Below are 18,284 nucleotides of genomic sequence, written 5' to 3' on the forward strand. Positions count from 1 at the left end.
TGAATAAATGAACGTGAATAAAATTTTGCCTTTTTTGCTTTTGCTTCCGTTTCTGGCTTCCTGTACCAGTAAGTACAAGATTGAAGGAACATCTTCAGTGAATAGTCTGGATGGAAAGATGCTATATCTTAAATCCCTGCGTGATGGCGAGTGGGTGAAGCTGGATTCTGCTGAAGTGGTGCATGGTCTGTTTTCAATGAAAGGGAAAATAGATTCCGTACAGATGGTGACACTATATATGGATGAAGAAAGCATTATGCCGATCGTTCTAGAAAGTGGAAAAATAACAGTTACTATCAGCAATACGGACTTGAAGGCAGTGGGAACTTCTTTAAATAATGCGTTGTACGAGTTTATCAGCAAAAGAAACCAATTAGAAGAAAGTATCAGCGAACTGGAGCAGAAAGAAACCCGTATGGTATTGGATGGAGGGGATCTGGATGAAATTCACAGTCAGCTGGTGGTGGAAGGTGATTCACTGATGCAAGCGATGAATCAGTATGTGAAAACGTTTATTTCCGACAATTACGAAAATGTATTGGGACCCAGTGTATTTATGATGCTTTGCAGCTCTTTGCCCTATCCCATTATGACTCCGCAGATAGATGATATTATAAAGGATGCTCCTTACTCTTTTAAAGATAATAAGCTGGTAAGAGAATTCCTGTCTAAAGCAAGAGAAAACATGAAGTTGATAGAAGAACATCAACGATTGGAACAAAATGCTTCAACAAATAAGTAATACTTGAGTTTTTTGTGTATTTTTGCATAAAACTCAAGTAAAATGAAAACGACTACTGTTTCGGTATACGCCGCTTTCTTTTTTATTTTAGTCTTATCGGTTTCTTGTCGTAGAGATTCGGAGGCCTCCGATGTGGCGTTCCAGAAGATCGAAATATGTATGGAATCTCTTCCGGATACGGCTCTGTATCTATTAAAATCAGTTCCTCATCCTGAAAAATTGCGTGGAAAGTCGCAGGCGGATTATGCGCTTTTATTAACGCAGGCAATGGATCAGAACTATGTGAAGTTTACTTCTGATTCGTTGATTGCATTGGCACTGAATTACTATACTGTAGAGCGTGGTGACACTGCCATGCGTGCTAAAGCACAGTATTATTATGGTAGAGTGCTGCGTGAATTGGGTAAAGATGAAGAGGCTTTGTCGTTCCTGTCTTCAGCAAAGGAAATGTTCGGGAAGATTCAATGTTGCAAGATGTTTGCCATGGCTACTGATGAAATAGGGATGGTGAACCGGAAAAAGAAATTGTATCAGGAGTCATTGAAGAATTTTCAGGAGTCATACGCTATCTATGAAGAGTTAAAAGATTCTGTGGGCATTGTCAGAGCCGGGCAGAATATAGGCCGGGCTTATTTGTTTCAGAATAACTGGGATAGTTGCTATTTCTATTATAATAATGCTTTAGAATTAGCCAGAAAAAAACAGTATCCGTCTGAAGTTTCCATTTTACATGAGTTGGGTATCCTGTATCGTTCTATGGGAGAGCTGAAAAAGTCAGAACGCTATTTCCTTGCTGCTTATGAAAAAGAAACGGATGAAGAAAGGAAATATGTAGAGTGTATGTCTTTGGGATATTTGTATATACAAATGGGGGATGTGGAGAATGCCAGGAAATACTTTAAGATGAGTATAAATTCCTCTAAAGAGTATACCCGTATTGATGCATACAACAATTTATACTTTTTGGAAAAGGATATTGATAATTTTGAAGAAGCAATTACTTATCATGAAAAAGCGGATTCCATTGTCAGCGTATTGGATGAGGTCGATTCTTTGGAGTTGATAACAGAACTGCAAAAGCAGTATGAGAACGAAAAACTCCGGAGCGATAATTTACAAATGAAAATGCACCGTACGGTTTTTCTGTTTTGCGGTACGATTGTTTTTCTGATTGTAGCCTTCTATATGTGTTATTACTATTACAAAAGTAGGAACCATAAAAAGAAGATTGCCGAGATTGAATCCCAGATTAGAGATAATGAAGAGGAGATAAAGCGATATCAGCAGGAGATGGAAGAAATCCAGGAGTTGAAAGACCAAGTGCTGGAAGAGAACCGCATACTCGAAGAAAATCGAATGAAGGTAGGCGAGTTGAATGGAAAGATTGTGCTTTTGAGTATGCAGAACAAAACCTTATCGGGGTTGTTGAAAGAACTAGGAGGAGAGTTAACAGTCGGACCATCTTCTGAACAGTATATATCTGCTTTTCGATTATTGCTTGCTATCAAAGAGGGAACATTAAGAGGTAAGTTGTCTGATGGAGAACGCTATAAATTGTTTAGTCTGTTTGATTTACTCTATGCTAATTACGTTACCCGATTGCTTGACAAAGCTCCTTTATTGACAAAACGTGATCTTGAAATCTGTTGCTTCCTTAAATTTGGGCTGACTAATGAAGAGTTGGCTCGTATTTTCCAGACCTCTTCCGACTCGGTAACCAAGGCGAAGGGGAGACTAAAAGGCCGGTTAGGCATTTCTTCACAAGAAGATTTAAATGCATTTTTAAGGGACTTTTGATAAATAAAAAATGAATTGTCCGGGTCAATAACAGAATCAAAATATGTATTTTATTGAATTTTAGATCTTTACGATGAATCAGACACACTGATTTTGTCCGGGTGACTTTTTTTGTGTTTTCAGATGCATGCCGTACTTTTGACCTAACAAAAACCAAATAGCTATATGAAAAATCCTAATGAATTATCTGCTACCTCTTCATGGAGAGGTAACGAATTGCAGTTGATAGAACAGAAAGCCAACATTGTTGTCGGAGTAGCTAATTCTCGTACGCGGTTAAGGATAGGAGTTCTATTAAGTAAATATTCAGAGTATCAGGTGGATTATATATCCTCCGAGAGTGAAACAGGTAAACTGATTGAAGAAGCCGATCTAATAATTGGAGCGGGATTACTGCCTATGAAGGGGTGTTACGCCGGAAACCGGTGATTGTAGTGGGGGATTATGGTCTTGGAGGCTTGGTCACTCCGGATACATTCCGTAAGCATTATAACAATCGGTTTAGAGGAAAGATTAATGGTGCAAGAGGTGAATCTTTCTCATTGGAGAATTTAGAAAAAGAAATTCATAAAGGTTTTAATTTGACTTTTCAAGAATTGCAAATGATGTCAAACCAAACCATAACTTTGCAAAACATCTAAATATCTGAATTCTTTAATTTAATAGTTTGATGCATAAAACTGGTTAGGAGTGTGGGGGTGCGTGAGCATCCCCATATTCATTTTAGGTATAATACACAGATTACCGGTCTTGATCTTCGTTTTTCACCATTCCCTTATGTTGCTCCGGGAGGGCACTTTCAACAGCTGCGTATGCCTCTGCCATGGTTGCCTTGATATTTTCCATGCCTTTTCCTTTGGGAGGAATAGGGTCGTGAATAGTCAGAATCATGCGATGGCGATGTATCCATTTGCCTGTGCGTGGAAGGATTTCAAATGAGCCATCGATAGTGACAGGTACCACTGCCAACTGTAAATCATCCGCCAATTGGAAAGCCCCTTTTTTAAAATATCCCATGTGTCCGGTAAAAGTGCGTGCGCCTTCGGGAAAGACCACCAGAGAAACTCCGTCTTTCAACGAGTCTTTTGCCTGCCGGATGGTTTCCAAAACCTTCTTCGGGCCGGAACGGTCTACAAAGATATGTCCTGCGCTTTCACAGGCTTTTCCGACGAATGGCAATTTACGCAGACTTTTTTTCATCATCCACTTAAAGTTTCTTCCAATGAAGCCGTAGATGAGGAAAATATCAAATGAACCCTGATGGTTAGGTACAAAAATATAGGAAGTTTTGTCATGCAGCTTTTCGCGCCCCTCAATCTTCACGGGAATCAACAGGAACAGACAAATTAATTGTGACCATATCTTCCCCGGATAATATCCCCAGAAGTGGGCTCCTCCCAAGAGGGAACCTACAATAGTGACGATTGCCGTAAGGATGGTCAGCACTAATAAAATAGGCAAAGCGATGCAAATCTGATAAATATAATACAGTATCTTCATAGGGTTGGATTTTTATCCTGCAAATATACATGATTATTGGTAAAAAAGAGAGGCAGATGCGAGATAATCTTTCCGATTGTGTTATTTTTGTCTCTTGTTAGTAGAGATAGTTATAAAATTATGATACGTATATTACATACTGCCGACTGGCATTTGGGACAAACCTTTTTTGGATATGATCGCACGGGAGAACATGAGGTATTCCTGAATTGGCTGGCAGAAGAAATTCGTCAGAAAGAGATTGATGCATTGATTATAGCCGGAGATGTTTTTGATGTTTCCAACCCTTCCGCTGCATCCCAAAGCATGTATTATCAGTTTATTTATCGGGTGACAGTGGAGAATCCGAATCTGCAGATTGTCATTGTAGCCGGTAATCATGATTCGGCAGCACGTCTGGAAGCTCCTTTGCCTCTGTTGCAGGCTATGCGGACAGAAGTCAGAGGGGTGGTGCGCAAACTTGAAGGTGGAGAAATTGATTATGACCATTTGATCGTGGAACTGAAGAACCGGAAAGAGGAAGTGGAACTGCTTTGCATGGCTGTCCCTTTTTTGCGCCAGGGGGATTATCCGGTCGTGCAGACGGAAGGCAACCTGTACGCGGAGGGAGTTCGCGAACTATATTCGCAGCTTCTGCAAAGGCTATGGAAGCAAAGGACAGCGAATCAGTCGATTCTTGCCATCGGTCATTTGCAGGCTACAGGATCGGAGATTGCAGAAAAAGATTATAGTGAACGTACTGTGATTGGTGGTCTGGAATGTGTATCGCCGGAAGCTTTTTCCGAACAGATAGCGTATACGGCATTGGGGCATATACATAAAGCGCAGCGAGTGTCGGGAAGGGAGAATGTGAGATATGCAGGAAGTCCTATTCCGATGTCTTTTGCAGAGAAACATTATCATCATGGAGTCGTGATGGTGACTTTTGACGGAGGTTGTGCAGTGGACATTGAACGGTTGGAATGCCCGAAATTAATCCCTTTGGTAAGTGTGCCGAATGGAGAACCTGCCTTGCCGGAAGTGGTGTTGGAAGCTTTGAAAGAATTGCCGGAGACAAAGGATGTAGCTCCTTATTTAGAAGTGAAGGTACTGCTGGAGGAGCCGGAACCCATGCTTCGGCAGGAGATTGAGGAGGCATTGGCAGATAAAAATTATCGATTGGCACGCATTGTGTCTACCTATCGCACCGATGTAGAAAATAAGGAGAAAGAAAACGAGAACTGGAAGAGAGGATTGCAGGAGATGTCTCCCTTACAGATTGCGCAGTCTGCCTTTGAAAAGATTTATCAGGTGGAAATGCCTGCCGAACTGACAGGTTTGTTTCAGGAAGCCTATTGGGCTGCTACTCATAAAGAAGAGGAGGAAGAAGAATGAAAATACTGGCTATACGATTGAAGAATCTGACTTCGATAGAAGGGACAGTAGAAGTCGATTTTACAGCAGAACCATTACATTCTGCAGGTATATTTGCCATTTCGGGACCTACGGGTGCCGGTAAGTCTACTTTACTAGATGCTTTATGTCTGGCACTGTATGATAAAGCTCCCCGTTTCGCAACTTCGGTGGAAAGTGTGAATCTGGCAGATGTAGGAGACAATCAAATAAATCAGTCCGATGTAAGAAATTTATTGCGTCGGGGAACAAGCGACGGTTATGCGGAAGTCGATTTCTTAGGCATTGACGGACGGCGTTACCGTTCTCGCTGGTCGGTAAGACGGACAAGAAATAAGATAAGCGGTTCTTTGCAGCCACAAACGCTGGAGGTGAAAGAGCTGGATACGGAGAAAGAATTCCAGGGTACCAAAAAAGAGTTGTTGATTCAGTTGGTGGAGTTGGTGGGGTTGACGTATGAGCAGTTTACCCGTACCGTATTATTGGCGCAGAATGATTTTGCGACATTCCTGAAATCGAAAGGAGCGGCCAAAGCGGAGTTGCTTGAGAAGTTGACGGGAACCGGTGTTTATTCCCGGATTTCTCAAGAAGTCTATGCCCGGAATAAGGCGGCACAGGAAGAAGTCACTTTGATTCAGAATCGAATGAATGTGATCGAATTGATGCCGGAAGAAGAATTGCTTGCTTTACAAAAAGAGAAAGAACTGTCGGCCGAAAAGCGTGTGACAGGAATCAAACTGCTGGCGGAACAGAATGAACAACTGAATGTGGTTCGTTCATTAAAAATGCAGGAAGATCTTTGGAAGAAGAAGCAACAGGAAGAACAGGAGGAGCAAGCAAGATTGAAAATGTTACAGGGCGCATTGGCTTCACAAGAAGAAGGATTGGTGCATTTCAAGGCACAATGGGAAGCCATACAGCCGGACTTGAAGAAAGCCCGTCAGTTGGATGTACAGATACAGTCACAGCAGGACAGTTACACACAATCGAAACAGATGTTACAGTCCGCTAATAAACAGGTGTCGGAGCAGGAACAAAAAATGCGGATGGCTACGGAGCAGTTGCAGGTTTCTTATTCTTCTCTGAACCGTTTGCTGAATCATGTAGGAATAGAAGAAGCGTTGCAGCTAGAACAGGTGGAAGAAATTCTACGGCAGGAAGCAGACAAACTGACAGCCGGGATAAATACGAATGAAGAGCGGTTGTTGCGATTAAACTCTTTCGGATATCCGTTATTGACCGAAGAACAGATGAAGTTGCAAAAAGAGCTGACACGCCAACAGAATATCCGGCAATTGACGGAAACGCAGACGAAAACAAAGGCAGAAATAGAACGGTTGGAGAAAGAAACAACTGATTGCCTGAAACAATTGACGGAACAAGAAACTGCATTGAAAGTAACTCAACGCCTTTACGAAAATGCACGTATGGCAGTGGGAAAAGACGTGAAAGCATTGCGTCAGCAATTGCAGGAGGGGGAAGCTTGTCCGGTTTGCGGTAGTACGGTGCATCCTTACCATCAGGAACAGGAGGTAGTAGATACTCTTTTCCGGAGTATAGAACAGGAGTATAATGCAGCAGTAGCAAACTGTCAACAGATCAATAACCGGAGCATTGTTTTGCAACGTGATTGGACGCATCAGAAGATGGTGGACGGACAGATTGGAGAACAGTTGGCGGCATTGTATAAAGTTGGGATCGATGCTAGTAACGAAGAGCAGATACAACATCGTTTGACGGAACTGGCAGAACGTATTTTAGAATATCGTAATCTTTATGCAGAATGGCAACGCAGCGATGAAGAAATTAAAAAGATGCGTGCGCATTGTGAAGCTCTTCGTGAGAATGTATCTCTTTGTCGCCTGGCGATGCAGAAAGTATCGTCTGCTAAAGAACAGTTGGTGTTATTGCAGAATGCTGCTTCAGCCGAACAAAAGAGATTTGAAGTTATAGAGAAAGCGTTGAATGTGCTCTGTCAGGAACGTTCGCAACTGTTGAAAGGAAAAAGTGCGGATGAAGCGGAAGCAGCCGTGGCAAAAAGAGAAAAAGAGCTGAATTTGGCTTTGGAGAAAGCACGCAAAGAGGTAGAGGCTGTGCACAATCGCCTTTCTGGTCTGCAAGGAGAGATGAAGCAAATTACGCTGGCTATTGGAGAATTGCAGGAACAGTATAAAAAGATTGGGTCTCCCGAACAACTTCCCGAAATAATAAAGAAACAACAGGAGGAAAACCTGAATACCGAACGTGCTCTTTCTACTATGGAAGCCCGTCTGCTACAACAAGCAAAGAATAAGCTAACTGTGGAGCAGATTGCGAAGGAGCTGGCAGAGAAACAGACGATTGCCGAACGTTGGGCGAAACTTAATAAACTGATAGGCAGTGCGGACGGAGCGAAATTTAAAGTGATAGCTCAAAGTTACACTTTGAATTTACTGTTGCTTCATGCCAATAAACATTTATCCTACCTTTCTAAACGCTATAAGTTGCAACAGGTTCCCGACACGTTGGCGCTTCAAGTGATAGATTGTGATATGTGTGATGAAATACGGACTGTGTACTCTCTTTCCGGTGGTGAATCATTCCTGATATCTTTGGCGTTGGCTTTGGGTTTGTCTTCCTTATCAAGCAATAACCTGAAAGTGGAATCTCTTTTTATTGATGAAGGATTCGGCTCTTTGGATGCGGAAAGCCTGCGTACGGCAATGGAAGCATTAGAACAATTACAGATGCAGGGACGGAAAATCGGAGTTATTTCTCACGTACAGGAGATGAGTGAACGAATTTCTGTTCAGGTGCAAGTGCATAAGAAAGTGAATGGAAAGAGTGTGCTTACCGTTGTAGGGTAAGCACATCCATTATCTCCTTTTACATTAATTCGTTCAATTCGCTTAAATTCTTCTTTATTTCGTGGATGCGATTTAAGAACTTCTTGCGGTAAATCCATAAAATCAATCCTAGTCCTCCGCCCCATAACAGGATAAAGAAGGCTATCATGCCTATTCCATATTGCCACACTTGCCAGTAGATAAATGAGAGTACAGCCAGTACCAAGAGGAAAGCAATGGCAATCAGCCGTTCTCTGATGGTCCATCGGTGTATACGGTTCACGCGGCTGATTACCTCTACCAGAGGCATCTCGTCTATTTGAGTCCGTTGGAGAAAGCGGGTGGTGACGATGTCCCAGCAAAGTGCGGGAATCCATGCGAAAATGATAATGATGTAGATCGGGTTCAATCTGTTGTGCAACAACACCTCCGCTAAAAACAAGATCAATATCGGCAAAGAAATCAGAATAAGCTTGATGTTCAGGCTGGCAATGGCATGGATACCTTTGTCTGCATGCCTTATCAGCTTTTCAAGCTCTTCTTCTTTGATGAACTCTTTATCTTTCAAGTGTTCATCCAGGGCATTCCAAGATTTTTTCAGTTCTTCCAGTTCCATATATCTTATTCCTCCTTTTTCATTCTTTTAAGTTTGTCTTTGATACGGCTTAGTTTAGTCGCTACATTGGTAACCGTTAGTCCGGTAATTTCTGCTATTTCTTCATAACTTTTGTCTTCGAGATAGAGCAGGATAATTGATTTGTCTAGTTGTCCCAGCTGGTTAATCATCTGATAAAGCTGTTTCAGCATTTCGTTGATCGGGTCGTGTGCTTCTATGGTCCAGTCAGTATCTTTGGTGAGACTGACAATTTCCGGTACATTCTTTTCTTTACGATAAAAACTGATACAAGTGTTGAGGGCAATACGATAAATCCATGTAGATACTTTACATTCTTTTCTGAATTTAGGATAGGCTTTCCAAAGATTCAGTAGCACATCCTGATAAAGGTCATTGAGCGGAGCATTGGGGTTGGCGTACAGATAGCACACTTTGTAGATCACCCGTTCATATTCGCGGATTACCGACAAGAACTCTTGCTCAATAGGAGGATTGGCTTCTGTTGTTTGTTCTCTCATGAAGTCTATGATTGCTTTTCTGGTTAGTTAGTCGTGAGAAAAGGAGAAAAATCACAGGAGAATGATGATTATTGAAGATTCGCTGCCAGAAACTTGCGCATTTCTTCGATGCTTTTTCCCCGGCGGCGGGTATAATCTTCGAGTTGGTCTTCTCCAATCTTTCCTACAGAGAAATATTCGGAAGCCGGATGTGAAAACATAAGTCCGCAAACAGAAGCGTGCGGATACATGGCCCCGTTTTCAGTCAATGAAATACCTATCTGTTTCATGTCCAGCAGTTCATCCAACAGGAAGTTGACAGACTGATCCGGTAAAGACGGGTAGCCGACGGCAGGGCGAATACCTTGATATTTCTCGACCAATAAATCCGCTATGCCCAGATTTTCTTCTTTGGCATATCCCCATGCTTCTTTTCGTACATACTCATGCATCTTTTCTGTTGCAGCTTCTGCCAGTCGGTCGGAGAGGGTTTGGACAAGCAAGTGTTTATATGGGTCCTGTTCATACAGTCCTTCCATGTCCGCATCAATAGAAGAAGCAAAAGCACCGATGGTGTCGGGGATACCGGAAGAAAGAGGACGGATAAAGTCGCTTAGACAAAGGAAAGGACTTCCATCTCTTTTGGGCGTCTGCTGACGCAGTAAAGGAAAGGTGACGAATTGGTCTTTTTCTTTCTCAATAATTAGATTATCTCCGTCAGAATTTGCTTTACAGAGCTTGAATAGGGTCTTTACCTCATAATCCCGGTCGAGCAGATCGAGCATCCGGTTGGCTTCTTTAAATAGCTGCATGGCTTCGGAGGCCTTGTTACGCTCTTCTTCCGGAAAAGTCGTCAGCCACGAAGCACGGCAGACGTCACATCCGTGAATGTTGGCAATGGCTGCAAAACGTGGCTGGAAACCCCATGCGTGGAAAAAGTAAATCCAGTTGATGTAGGGAGTGACTGTATGTATTTTATAAGATAGAATCATAATTTATACAATTAAATGGGAATTTAGCGGTTAAATGAGAATTTAGCGGTTAAATGGGAATTTAGCAGTTAGGCTGAAAGCCTTACAATTATATATTTATTGGGGTGCCCTGAAAGGACTTAATTCTATAGCGTAGGGCAACGCCCTACGAAAAAAACACACCAGCCACAAGCCCTGAAAGGGCGGAACTGTATACAATTATGCCCTTTCAGGGCGCAAATTCAGATTGTCGTTTTTACGTAGGGCGTTGCCCTACGCTATAGAATTAAGCCCTTTCAGGGCACTCCGCAAAATTATCATTTATCGTTCGAAGAACAATTCTTGTCCGCGATAAGTCTCGTCTATTTCTCCGTTGTTATATAACAGATGTCCGTTTACAAATGTTTTCTCTACTTTCCAGTCGAATGTGTGTCCCTCTAATGGACTCCATTTACATTTGCTTAGAATACAATCGGTTGTTACAGTCCATTCGCTTCCGGGACGTACTAATACAAGGTCAGCTTGATAGCCTTTGCGGATGAATCCCCTGTCTGGTATCTCATACATCTGTGCAGGAGCATGAGCCATTTTTTCTACTACTTTTTCGATAGTAAACACTCCTTTATCTGCCAACTCCAACATGCTGACTAGCGAGAACTGAATCATCGGCATCCCGGACATTGCCTTTAATGCACCTCCTTCTTTTTCACTAAGCAAGTGTGGGGCATGATCGGTTGCGATGGCATCAATCAGACCGCTATTGACAGCCTCTTGCAAAGCTTTCCGGTCTTGTGCAGTCTTGATGGCAGGGTTACATTTAATGCGGGCACCCAATGTCTGATAATCTTCTTCCGTAAAGAGTAGATGGGAAACGCAGGCTTCTGCTGTAATTCTTTTTTGTGCCAGAGGAACGTTGGAAAACAGACTCAACTCTTTAGCGGTGGAAATATGCATGATGTGCAGGCGGGCATTTGTTTCCCGTGCCAGTTGCACAGCCAGCTCGGACGAACGATAGCAAGCCTCTTCCGAACGGAGAAGCGGATGAAGAGCCAGAGGTACATCGTCTCCGTATTCTTTCTTATATTTATCCGTATTTTCTTTGATAATTCCCTGGTCTTCGCAATGGGCGGCGATGAGCAGATCGGTTCCGCCGAATATATTACGCAAGCTGGCCATCCGGTCTACCAGCATATTGCCGGTGCTTGAACCCATAAATAACTTCACGCCACAAACCCGGTGTTTATCCAGTTGCGCAAACTGGGTATAGTTATTATTCGTTGCTCCGAAATAGCAGGAATAGTTGACTGCTGATTTCTCACCTAGTAGGGTGAATTTCTCTTCCAAAGCCTCCAGCGTCGTAGTCTGCGGGTTTGTATTGGGCATATCCATGATGGAAGTGACACCTCCTGCTGCAGCGGCATGGCTTTCTGTGGTAATATCAGCTTTATGAGTCAGGCCGGGATCGCGGAAATGAACATGTTCGTCGATGGCACCCGGTAGGAGATAACACCCGCTTGCGTCAATGACTTCGTCACAAGGGGCAGTTGCTTTTTCTTCACCCACCAATATTTCGGCTATCTTTTCATTTTCAATGACTACTGAACCCAGTACTTTTCTTCCTTCGTTAACAATAACGGCGTTTTGAATCAGTGTACGTTTCATGACTTTTGCGGGAATTTATGGAACCAACTATTTACTTTTAATTTAATCACACCAAATATGGCCTCTCCAAAGATGCTGCTATTCATCTTGGAAGTCCCTAGTTCACGATTAATGAAAATCACGGGAACCTCGATGATTTTAAAACCACATTTGTAAGCGGTGAATTTCATTTCAATCTGAAAAGCATATCCCTTAAAACGGATATGATCCAAATCGATCATTTCCAGTACCTGACGGCGGTAGCAGACAAATCCGGCAGTTGTGTCTTGTACGGGTATTCCTGTGATGAACCGCACATATTTGGAAGCAAAGTATGACATCAATACTCGTCCCATCGGCCAGTTCACTACATTCACTCCGCTGATGTAGCGGGAGCCGATGGATACATCTCCACCCTGTTCCGAACAAGCCTGATACAAACGGGGTAAATCGTTCGGATTATGACTGAAGTCGGCATCCATTTCAAAGATATACTCGTATGCGTGTTCCAGTGCCCATTTAAATCCGGTAATATAGGCAGTGCCCAATCCCAGTTTCCCTTTACGCTCAATCATAAAAAGCCGTTCGGGAAATTCTTGTTGCAAGGTTTTTACGATGGTTGCCGTTCCGTCCGGAGAGCCGTCTTCTATTACCAGAATATGGAATACTTTGGGAAGGCCGAATACGGCACGGATGATATTTTCTATGTTCTCCCGTTCATTATAGGTAGGGATAATTACAATGCTATCCGATGTCTGCATATAGATACTATAAAATTTAAAACAAAAGTAGTTCTTTTCTTGGAAATGCACAAATTGCTTGCAAGTATATTTGTAACAGGTTGGAAATAAGTTGCAATTACAGAAAATAGCCTTTCAAGAACACAAATTAAGAACAGAATTTAAGAACCAGTTTTAAGAACAAAGTTATGGGAAGGCAAATTTTCATTAATCAAATACAATGCAATTTCAATTTAAGACAACCCAAAGCAAATAAACCAACCAATATATATTTGGTTGTATATCTCAATAACAAACAAGTAAAGCTCTCAACGGGAGTTAAAGTATATCCAGAACACTGGAATATAAGAAAACAACAAGCGTATGTCAACGCACGTTTGTCAAAATTAGATAACAATAATAATACTATAGCTAATGATAGATTATCAGAGCTAAAAGATATGTTCTTAGAATTTAAGCATTATCTTTGTGAACACCCTACTGATATTGAAAATAGTATAACCATATTAAGAACACGCATATATAAAAATACAATGACTACAGAGATTAAGAAAAAGTCAGCTACGACTGTAATGAAAGAAATTATAGATGCTAAACAGGCAGCATCTAGTACTAAAGAACAACAAAAATTAAATGTTGGCAAATTTGAGAGGTATCTAAAAGAAAATAATATCTCTGACACTTGGGAATCCATGAATTTAAACACCTTTGAGAGCTATCAAAAATATTTAGTTGATAATGGAAGAGGTAGTGTAACAATAAGGAATATCATTCAGAATACTCTATTTCCGTTATTGAAGAAAGTTAGTAAAAGAATGGACATTCCTTTTATGTGGCATAATAGCAACTTGGAGAGCTTTGAATCTGTAAAAGATGAATCTAACAAAGAACTAGCTAGTAACAAGAAAGTCACATTAACAGAAGAACAACTAAAACAATTATATGACCATCCAATAACAGGAACGGAAAGACAAATAAAGAAAAACACAGAAATTAGAGATTTATTCGTACTGCAATGTTTAGTTGGTCAGCGTGTTGGAGATATGCAGAAATTCTTTAATGGCGACAATGAAAGAGATGAAGAGGAAGATACAATATCTATAATACAGCAAAAGACAAAAGCAAGAGCTATAATACCATTAACCCCATTGGCAAAAGAAATCATATCTAAATATCAAAACACCGAACTGAAATATTATAAACCAAGCAACTCCAATCTAAATGCAGAGTTAAGAATAATTGCAGAAGAAGCAGGTTTAAATACTCCAATCACTTTTGAAGATAAGGATGGCAAACAAGTAAAACCTTTATTTGAATTAGTCCATACCCATACGGCTAGACATACATTCATTACTATAATGTGTAGAAGGGATATTCCTAAAGAAACCATAATAATAGCAACAGGACATGAAGATACAAAGATGATTGATAAAGTATATTCCCATTTAAGCAATAAGGATAAAGCCCAAAAGGTATCTACCGCTTTTAAGAAAAAATTAGATGGTGATATTTTTAGTATGGGCAAGGTGGAGACAAATTCTCTCAATGAAGCGAAGCCTACGAACGATGCAACTAATAATATCACCTTCGATACTCTGTTGGACACTCAATTTTTTGCATCTAAAATCAATAAAGCTGTTAAACTACAATCACAGGTAGGTCACTTAAAGGATGGAAAGCTGTGTAGTTATGACAATGAAATCAATTTCCTTATAAGTGAGATAGAAAAATTCTCCCAATCTTCCACTTCTGATTCTGATGTGGCAAAACAATATGTGAAACAGTTATCTGTCTGGAAGCAGTCAGATTTGTATGACAGTTTTAGAGAAATGATTATCAAGTGCGTTAAAATTGGTATCAGTAAGGATGCAATTATGCAGTTTATCAATAAGGCATTGGAAATAGGCTTGTTGGATAAGGAAAGATTCACCAATATAAAAGAAATCACTACAGCCTTATTGGATAAAAGAAACAAGGGCTGACGAGCTTTTTAGGAAATCAAGGCTTCTGGTAAGCCTGAACATCATATTCTCCCCGAACAGCTACAGCTATGGGGAGAATTTTTGCTTTATCGCATCCTCAACTCAAATATTCCACAATTTCGACTTGTTGTTTGGTGATGCGGTCGGGACTTTATACCTTTGCAACGTGATTGAAAGTCAGAAATGACCGAGTTTCTCGTCACCCAGATTCACCACTACAAACCTAAATCTACTTCAAATGAAAGAACTGACCTACGCAGACATTCGTAAAATGGCACTAGAGCACGGTATCAAGGACACAAAGCTTCACATTGGACTTTGGGCTACAGACCGATACATCAAAAAGCGCAAAATGGTTCAAGGCAAGACCTACACAATCTACCTACCGCATCATAAACAGGAACAGGAATGATTTTTTAGTTCTAACCCTGTTGCCAAGCTAACATAATAAGAGGTATTTTCTTCATAAAACTTTTAAACTAAAGTTTTAAAAGACGCTTCCGCCATAAACGATATAATACAAGACATAACATTTAGATTGCTTGACTATGCTAAGTCAGCGGTAAAGTAATAGGCGTAGTAATACGCTTATTATTTTATTCTTATGGACGAGTTTTTCTTCAAAGCGTCCCTATATAGGAAGAAAAAAATAACCCTACTTAAACTTAATCTAAAGTCAGATATTTTAAATACACAGATTGCAATTTTATAAATCAAAGCTAATCTAAACACAATGAAACAAGAAATCATTAATGGTGGCAATGCCCGATATTTGGGTGAATTAGAAAGATTTAAAGACGGTATTCCTTTTGGAATCGTAAACAAGACAAAGACAGATGTAGGTGGTACTTATGTGGCTGCAAATTGCAGTAGTAACTATATTATCGTATGTCCGTTCAAAGACTTGGTAGATAGCATAGCAGCAGATAAGAATAACAGGTATGAAGTATTCAAATGTTATGGTGGTATAAGAGAATACCAGTTCAGGAAATATATCAAAGACAATACCACATATAAGATAGCCGTGACCTATGACAGTCTGCCCAAATTAATTGGATGGTTGGGCAATACAGAAGGGTGGAAAGTATTGATAGATGAATACCATTTAATCTTAGAGGACATGGATTTCAGATATGATGCAATTAACGGTTTGATGGAAGAAATACAGAAGTTCAGGCATTATTCTTTTTTGTCTGCCACTCCAATTGACCTTGACTTTGAGATAGATTTCCTGAAACGGCTTCCACATTACAAAGTCCAATGGAATGGAGTGACGAAAATAACTCCTATCAGATACAAGGTCACGCAATTAACCAAAGGACTGGCTAGATTCATACAGATATTTTTGGATGAAGGCATATCACTCCCAGACATAAACGGCAATGTCAGCAAAGTGGAAGAACTATATATTTTCATCAATTCTGTGACCAGTATCAAGCAGATAGCAGATACGTTGAAGCTGAATCCAGATGATGTGAAGATATGCTGTGCTGACAGGATTAGAAATAACAAACTGTTGGGCGAATACCAGATTGAATCAGTCAGTAGTCCCAATAAGAAGATTAATTTCTTTACAAAGAAATGCTTTCAGGGATGTAACCTTTTTACCAATAACGGGCTGATAATAGTAGCCAGTGACGCATACAAAACGCAGACTTTGGTGGATATAAGTACTACTATGGAACAAATAGCAGGCAGAATCAGAATCAATGATGAATACCAGAATATCTTTAGGAATGTGATAGTCCATCTGTTCTCCACCAATAAGAATGTTATGAGCGATAAGGAGTTTGAAATGGTGATGCAGGATAAAGAGAAGGAAGCTGACAAGTTGCTAAGCGGATGGAATAAACTGGATAAGGAAGAGAGACAGACCTATATTAAGAGGATGAACCTAGACACTGAACTAGTCTCCATCATTAATGGCAAGATGGTGTATAACAATCTGAAAAAACAATCCTTCATTTATAAGCAGGAACTAAGGAAGATATACAGAGATGGTATCAGTATCAGGGACAGTTTTATGCAATCAGAAAAATTTGAGCTTACCAACCAGAATGAATGGGAGGATTTCAATATAAAACTGGCAAAGGCAATGACTGTCAGTTATGAGCAACTACTAAAAGATTATCTGGATTCCCCTTCTGAATTTTATGAACAGGAATATCCAGAATTTCCACTAATCAAAAGGTATTTGAAGGAATCTGAAATGAATACTCTTAGATGGAACAGGGAGAAGATGCTAAAAGCTGTAGAGGACAAGAAACAGGTAAATAAAGCCCTCTTGGCTATATATCAGCCTGGCTTTATCAGCAATCAGGACTTGAAAGGCAAGTTGAAGGATGAGTTTGACAGATTGGGAATCAAGTTGTCTCCCAAAGCTACCCTGATAGAGAATTGTACTCTTTACAGTGTGGAGAAGGCAAGCAGGAAGATAGATGGAAAAACTGTTAGTGGCTATGAACTTGGCAAGATGGTATTTACCTTTGAATAAGAATCTACCAATATGACAGAACAGGACAAGAATAAAGCTCCAGACCATAACAGGTTTTGGGGCTTTTATTTTTCTATATTTATAATTACCTTTGTTCTTTACATAATTGATTTATACTCAAACAAATAAAATCTTATGGAAATGAAATATGAAGAACTATTAAAGGAAAAAGAATGGGAAGTTAAACGCTATGAAATATTAGCTAGAGATAATTACACCTGTCAAGATTGTGGATGCAGAGGTATTAACAATGATATATTTTTCCCTATTTCTAGTATAAGTGATTTAGATATACTTTTACCTGACTGTCTGTTTGATGGTGAAGATTTGCGTTCTTTTTGTAACCATATAAAATGGAACGGTCAACTCATGTACCCCAATTCTTTAACAGCTAGAGCTTTAAAAGAACATTTTTATATTTACCAAATGATAGCAATAAAGGAAAGTATTAGGAATGCTGAATTCCAGTTTGAATTTGCAGCAGATTCTCTACTTCCCAAATTGAATTTTCAACGAAATGATAGAAATTTATGTTTGCAATGCAAAGGAAAAGCAATTTATGGAAATGGATATTTAGCAGCTTTCATGTTTAAAGAAGATATAGGACAGACAAATTATGCTGCAATAAGCTATTCTTCTGGTGAAAATAGAGAGAAGCTGGAATTAAAGATTCTTTTTAAAAACAAATATTATTATTTTTATTTTGCTCATTTCCCATCTCTTAATGAATCAATGTTATTTCATTTTACTCCATTAAATACCCACCATAATTACTACATACTTGGTAAAGCACCTTGGGATTATGATAATAACGCTTTAGTAACCTTATGTTCACGTTGCCATCAAAAAAGACATCAACAAACAAAGATTCCATTATATACATCAGACAGACAACTGATTTGTTCCGCCTTACCTGTATGTGACCGTTGTAATGGAACTGGTTATTTACCTCAATATCGTTATTTTATGGGTGGAATCTGTTTTAAATGTCATGGTGAAGGAGTATATGGTCTTTATCCCAATAGTTGAATCTTTATTTTATTTGTTTCCAAAAATTAGAGTAGAATTTATCCAATATTCACATTAA

15 protein-coding genes are annotated in these 18,284 nt (G+C 40.0%); 9 read left to right on the forward strand and 6 right to left on the reverse strand.

The features are described from left to right. Positions 1 to 7: 7 nt before the first annotated feature. The 3 genes from INE92_RS03380 (at position 8) to INE92_RS26855 (ending at position 2,968) form a co-directional block, all read left to right on the forward strand. Positions 8 to 742: a DUF4369 domain-containing protein gene (locus INE92_RS03380; RefSeq protein WP_004297344.1), complete on the forward strand. Its 735-nt coding sequence runs from the start codon at positions 8 to 10 to the stop codon at positions 740 to 742. A 42-nt stretch (positions 743 to 784) separates the two neighbouring features. Continuing rightward, entirely contained in the window at positions 785 to 2,539 is a 1,755-nt protein-coding gene (locus INE92_RS03385; protein ID WP_004315947.1) for a tetratricopeptide repeat protein, read from the forward strand. A 165-nt stretch (positions 2,540 to 2,704) separates the two neighbouring features. Continuing rightward, positions 2,705 to 2,968, forward strand: coding sequence for a hypothetical protein (locus tag INE92_RS26855; RefSeq protein ID WP_004315946.1), 264 nt, complete (start codon positions 2,705 to 2,707; stop codon positions 2,966 to 2,968). Positions 2,969 to 3,280: 312 nt separating this feature from the next. Here the strand turns inward: INE92_RS26855 and INE92_RS03395 are convergent, their stop codons facing one another. Next, positions 3,281 to 4,039, reverse strand: coding sequence for a lysophospholipid acyltransferase family protein (locus INE92_RS03395; protein ID WP_004315944.1), 759 nt, complete (start codon positions 4,037 to 4,039; stop codon positions 3,281 to 3,283). Between the two features lie 120 nt (positions 4,040 to 4,159). Here INE92_RS03395 and INE92_RS03400 point away from each other — a divergent pair, with 120 nt between their 5' ends. Beyond that, positions 4,160 to 5,413 carry an exonuclease SbcCD subunit D gene (locus INE92_RS03400; RefSeq protein ID WP_009040912.1) on the forward strand — a complete coding sequence of 418 codons (1,254 nt, stop codon included), beginning with the start codon at positions 4,160 to 4,162 and terminating at the stop codon, positions 5,411 to 5,413. After that, positions 5,410 to 8,277: an AAA family ATPase gene (locus tag INE92_RS03405; protein ID WP_009040913.1), complete on the forward strand. Its 2,868-nt coding sequence runs from the start codon at positions 5,410 to 5,412 to the stop codon at positions 8,275 to 8,277. The genes INE92_RS03400 and INE92_RS03405 overlap by 4 nt, the downstream gene beginning before the upstream one ends. 19 nt (positions 8,278 to 8,296) lie before the next feature. Here the strand turns inward: INE92_RS03405 and INE92_RS27300 are convergent, their stop codons facing one another. The 5 genes from INE92_RS27300 to INE92_RS03430 all read right to left on the reverse strand — a co-directional run bounded on the left by INE92_RS27300 (position 8,297) and on the right by INE92_RS03430 (position 12,742). Then, positions 8,297 to 8,872, reverse strand: a complete 576-nt coding sequence (locus tag INE92_RS27300; protein WP_008021802.1) for a hypothetical protein — start codon at positions 8,870 to 8,872, stop codon at positions 8,297 to 8,299. A gap of 5 nt (positions 8,873 to 8,877) precedes the next feature. Continuing rightward, positions 8,878 to 9,390, reverse strand: a complete 513-nt coding sequence (locus tag INE92_RS03415; protein WP_008643303.1) for an RNA polymerase sigma factor — start codon at positions 9,388 to 9,390, stop codon at positions 8,878 to 8,880. A gap of 68 nt (positions 9,391 to 9,458) precedes the next feature. Continuing rightward, positions 9,459 to 10,361, reverse strand: coding sequence for a vitamin B12 dependent-methionine synthase activation domain-containing protein (locus INE92_RS03420; protein WP_008015952.1), 903 nt, complete (start codon positions 10,359 to 10,361; stop codon positions 9,459 to 9,461). A 300-nt stretch (positions 10,362 to 10,661) separates the two neighbouring features. Beyond that, positions 10,662 to 12,002, reverse strand: coding sequence for a dihydroorotase (locus tag INE92_RS03425; RefSeq protein ID WP_151935971.1), 1,341 nt, complete (start codon positions 12,000 to 12,002; stop codon positions 10,662 to 10,664). Further along, a complete protein-coding gene (locus tag INE92_RS03430) occupies positions 11,999 to 12,742 on the reverse strand; it encodes a polyprenol monophosphomannose synthase (RefSeq protein ID WP_120069211.1) in 744 nt (247 codons plus the stop codon). The genes INE92_RS03425 and INE92_RS03430 overlap by 4 nt, the downstream gene beginning before the upstream one ends. A 167-nt stretch (positions 12,743 to 12,909) precedes the next feature. Between INE92_RS03430 and INE92_RS03435 the strand changes: the two genes are divergently transcribed. The 4 genes from INE92_RS03435 (at position 12,910) to INE92_RS03450 (ending at position 18,226) form a co-directional block, all read left to right on the forward strand. Next, the gene (locus INE92_RS03435; protein ID WP_195436787.1) at positions 12,910 to 14,703 is read left to right on the forward strand and encodes a site-specific integrase; all 1,794 of its coding nucleotides are present in this window, start codon (positions 12,910 to 12,912) and stop codon (positions 14,701 to 14,703) included. A 238-nt stretch (positions 14,704 to 14,941) separates the two neighbouring features. Then, positions 14,942 to 15,115 (forward strand): hypothetical protein, encoded by a 174-nt coding sequence (locus tag INE92_RS03440; RefSeq protein ID WP_195436788.1) that lies wholly within the window; start codon positions 14,942 to 14,944, stop codon positions 15,113 to 15,115. A 321-nt stretch (positions 15,116 to 15,436) separates the two neighbouring features. Next, positions 15,437 to 17,197 (forward strand): DEAD/DEAH box helicase family protein, encoded by a 1,761-nt coding sequence (locus INE92_RS03445; protein WP_195436789.1) that lies wholly within the window; start codon positions 15,437 to 15,439, stop codon positions 17,195 to 17,197. A gap of 135 nt (positions 17,198 to 17,332) precedes the next feature. Next, positions 17,333 to 18,226 (forward strand): zinc finger-like domain-containing protein, encoded by an 894-nt coding sequence (locus INE92_RS03450; protein WP_195436790.1) that lies wholly within the window; start codon positions 17,333 to 17,335, stop codon positions 18,224 to 18,226. Positions 18,227 to 18,284 lie beyond the last annotated feature (58 nt).

The organism is Bacteroides xylanisolvens, assembly GCF_018289135.1.
Taxonomy (GTDB): domain Bacteria; phylum Bacteroidota; class Bacteroidia; order Bacteroidales; family Bacteroidaceae; genus Bacteroides; species Bacteroides xylanisolvens.

Excerpts from the sequence above, each read along its gene's own strand:
- INE92_RS03445 (WP_195436789.1), top strand. The coding sequence starts at position 15,437 with ATGAAACAAGAAATCATTAATGGTGGCAATGCCCGATATTTGGGTGAA.
- INE92_RS03440 (WP_195436788.1), top strand. The coding sequence starts at position 14,942 with ATGAAAGAACTGACCTACGCAGACATTCGTAAAATGGCACTAGAGCAC.
- INE92_RS03450 (WP_195436790.1), top strand. The coding sequence starts at position 17,333 with ATGGAAATGAAATATGAAGAACTATTAAAGGAAAAAGAATGGGAAGTT.
- INE92_RS03420 (WP_008015952.1), bottom strand. The coding sequence starts at position 10,361 with ATGATTCTATCTTATAAAATACATACAGTCACTCCCTACATCAACTGG.
- INE92_RS03435 (WP_195436787.1), top strand. The coding sequence starts at position 12,910 with ATGGGAAGGCAAATTTTCATTAATCAAATACAATGCAATTTCAATTTA.
- INE92_RS03415 (WP_008643303.1), bottom strand. The coding sequence starts at position 9,390 with ATGAGAGAACAAACAACAGAAGCCAATCCTCCTATTGAGCAAGAGTTC.
- INE92_RS03380 (WP_004297344.1), top strand. The coding sequence starts at position 8 with ATGAACGTGAATAAAATTTTGCCTTTTTTGCTTTTGCTTCCGTTTCTG.
- INE92_RS03430 (WP_120069211.1), bottom strand. The coding sequence starts at position 12,742 with ATGCAGACATCGGATAGCATTGTAATTATCCCTACCTATAATGAACGG.
- INE92_RS03395 (WP_004315944.1), bottom strand. The coding sequence starts at position 4,039 with ATGAAGATACTGTATTATATTTATCAGATTTGCATCGCTTTGCCTATT.
- INE92_RS03400 (WP_009040912.1), top strand. The coding sequence starts at position 4,160 with ATGATACGTATATTACATACTGCCGACTGGCATTTGGGACAAACCTTT.
- INE92_RS03385 (WP_004315947.1), top strand. The coding sequence starts at position 785 with ATGAAAACGACTACTGTTTCGGTATACGCCGCTTTCTTTTTTATTTTA.
- INE92_RS03425 (WP_151935971.1), bottom strand. The coding sequence starts at position 12,002 with ATGAAACGTACACTGATTCAAAACGCCGTTATTGTTAACGAAGGAAGA.
- INE92_RS03405 (WP_009040913.1), top strand. The coding sequence starts at position 5,410 with ATGAAAATACTGGCTATACGATTGAAGAATCTGACTTCGATAGAAGGG.
- INE92_RS27300 (WP_008021802.1), bottom strand. The coding sequence starts at position 8,872 with ATGGAACTGGAAGAACTGAAAAAATCTTGGAATGCCCTGGATGAACAC.
- INE92_RS26855 (WP_004315946.1), top strand. The coding sequence starts at position 2,705 with ATGAAAAATCCTAATGAATTATCTGCTACCTCTTCATGGAGAGGTAAC.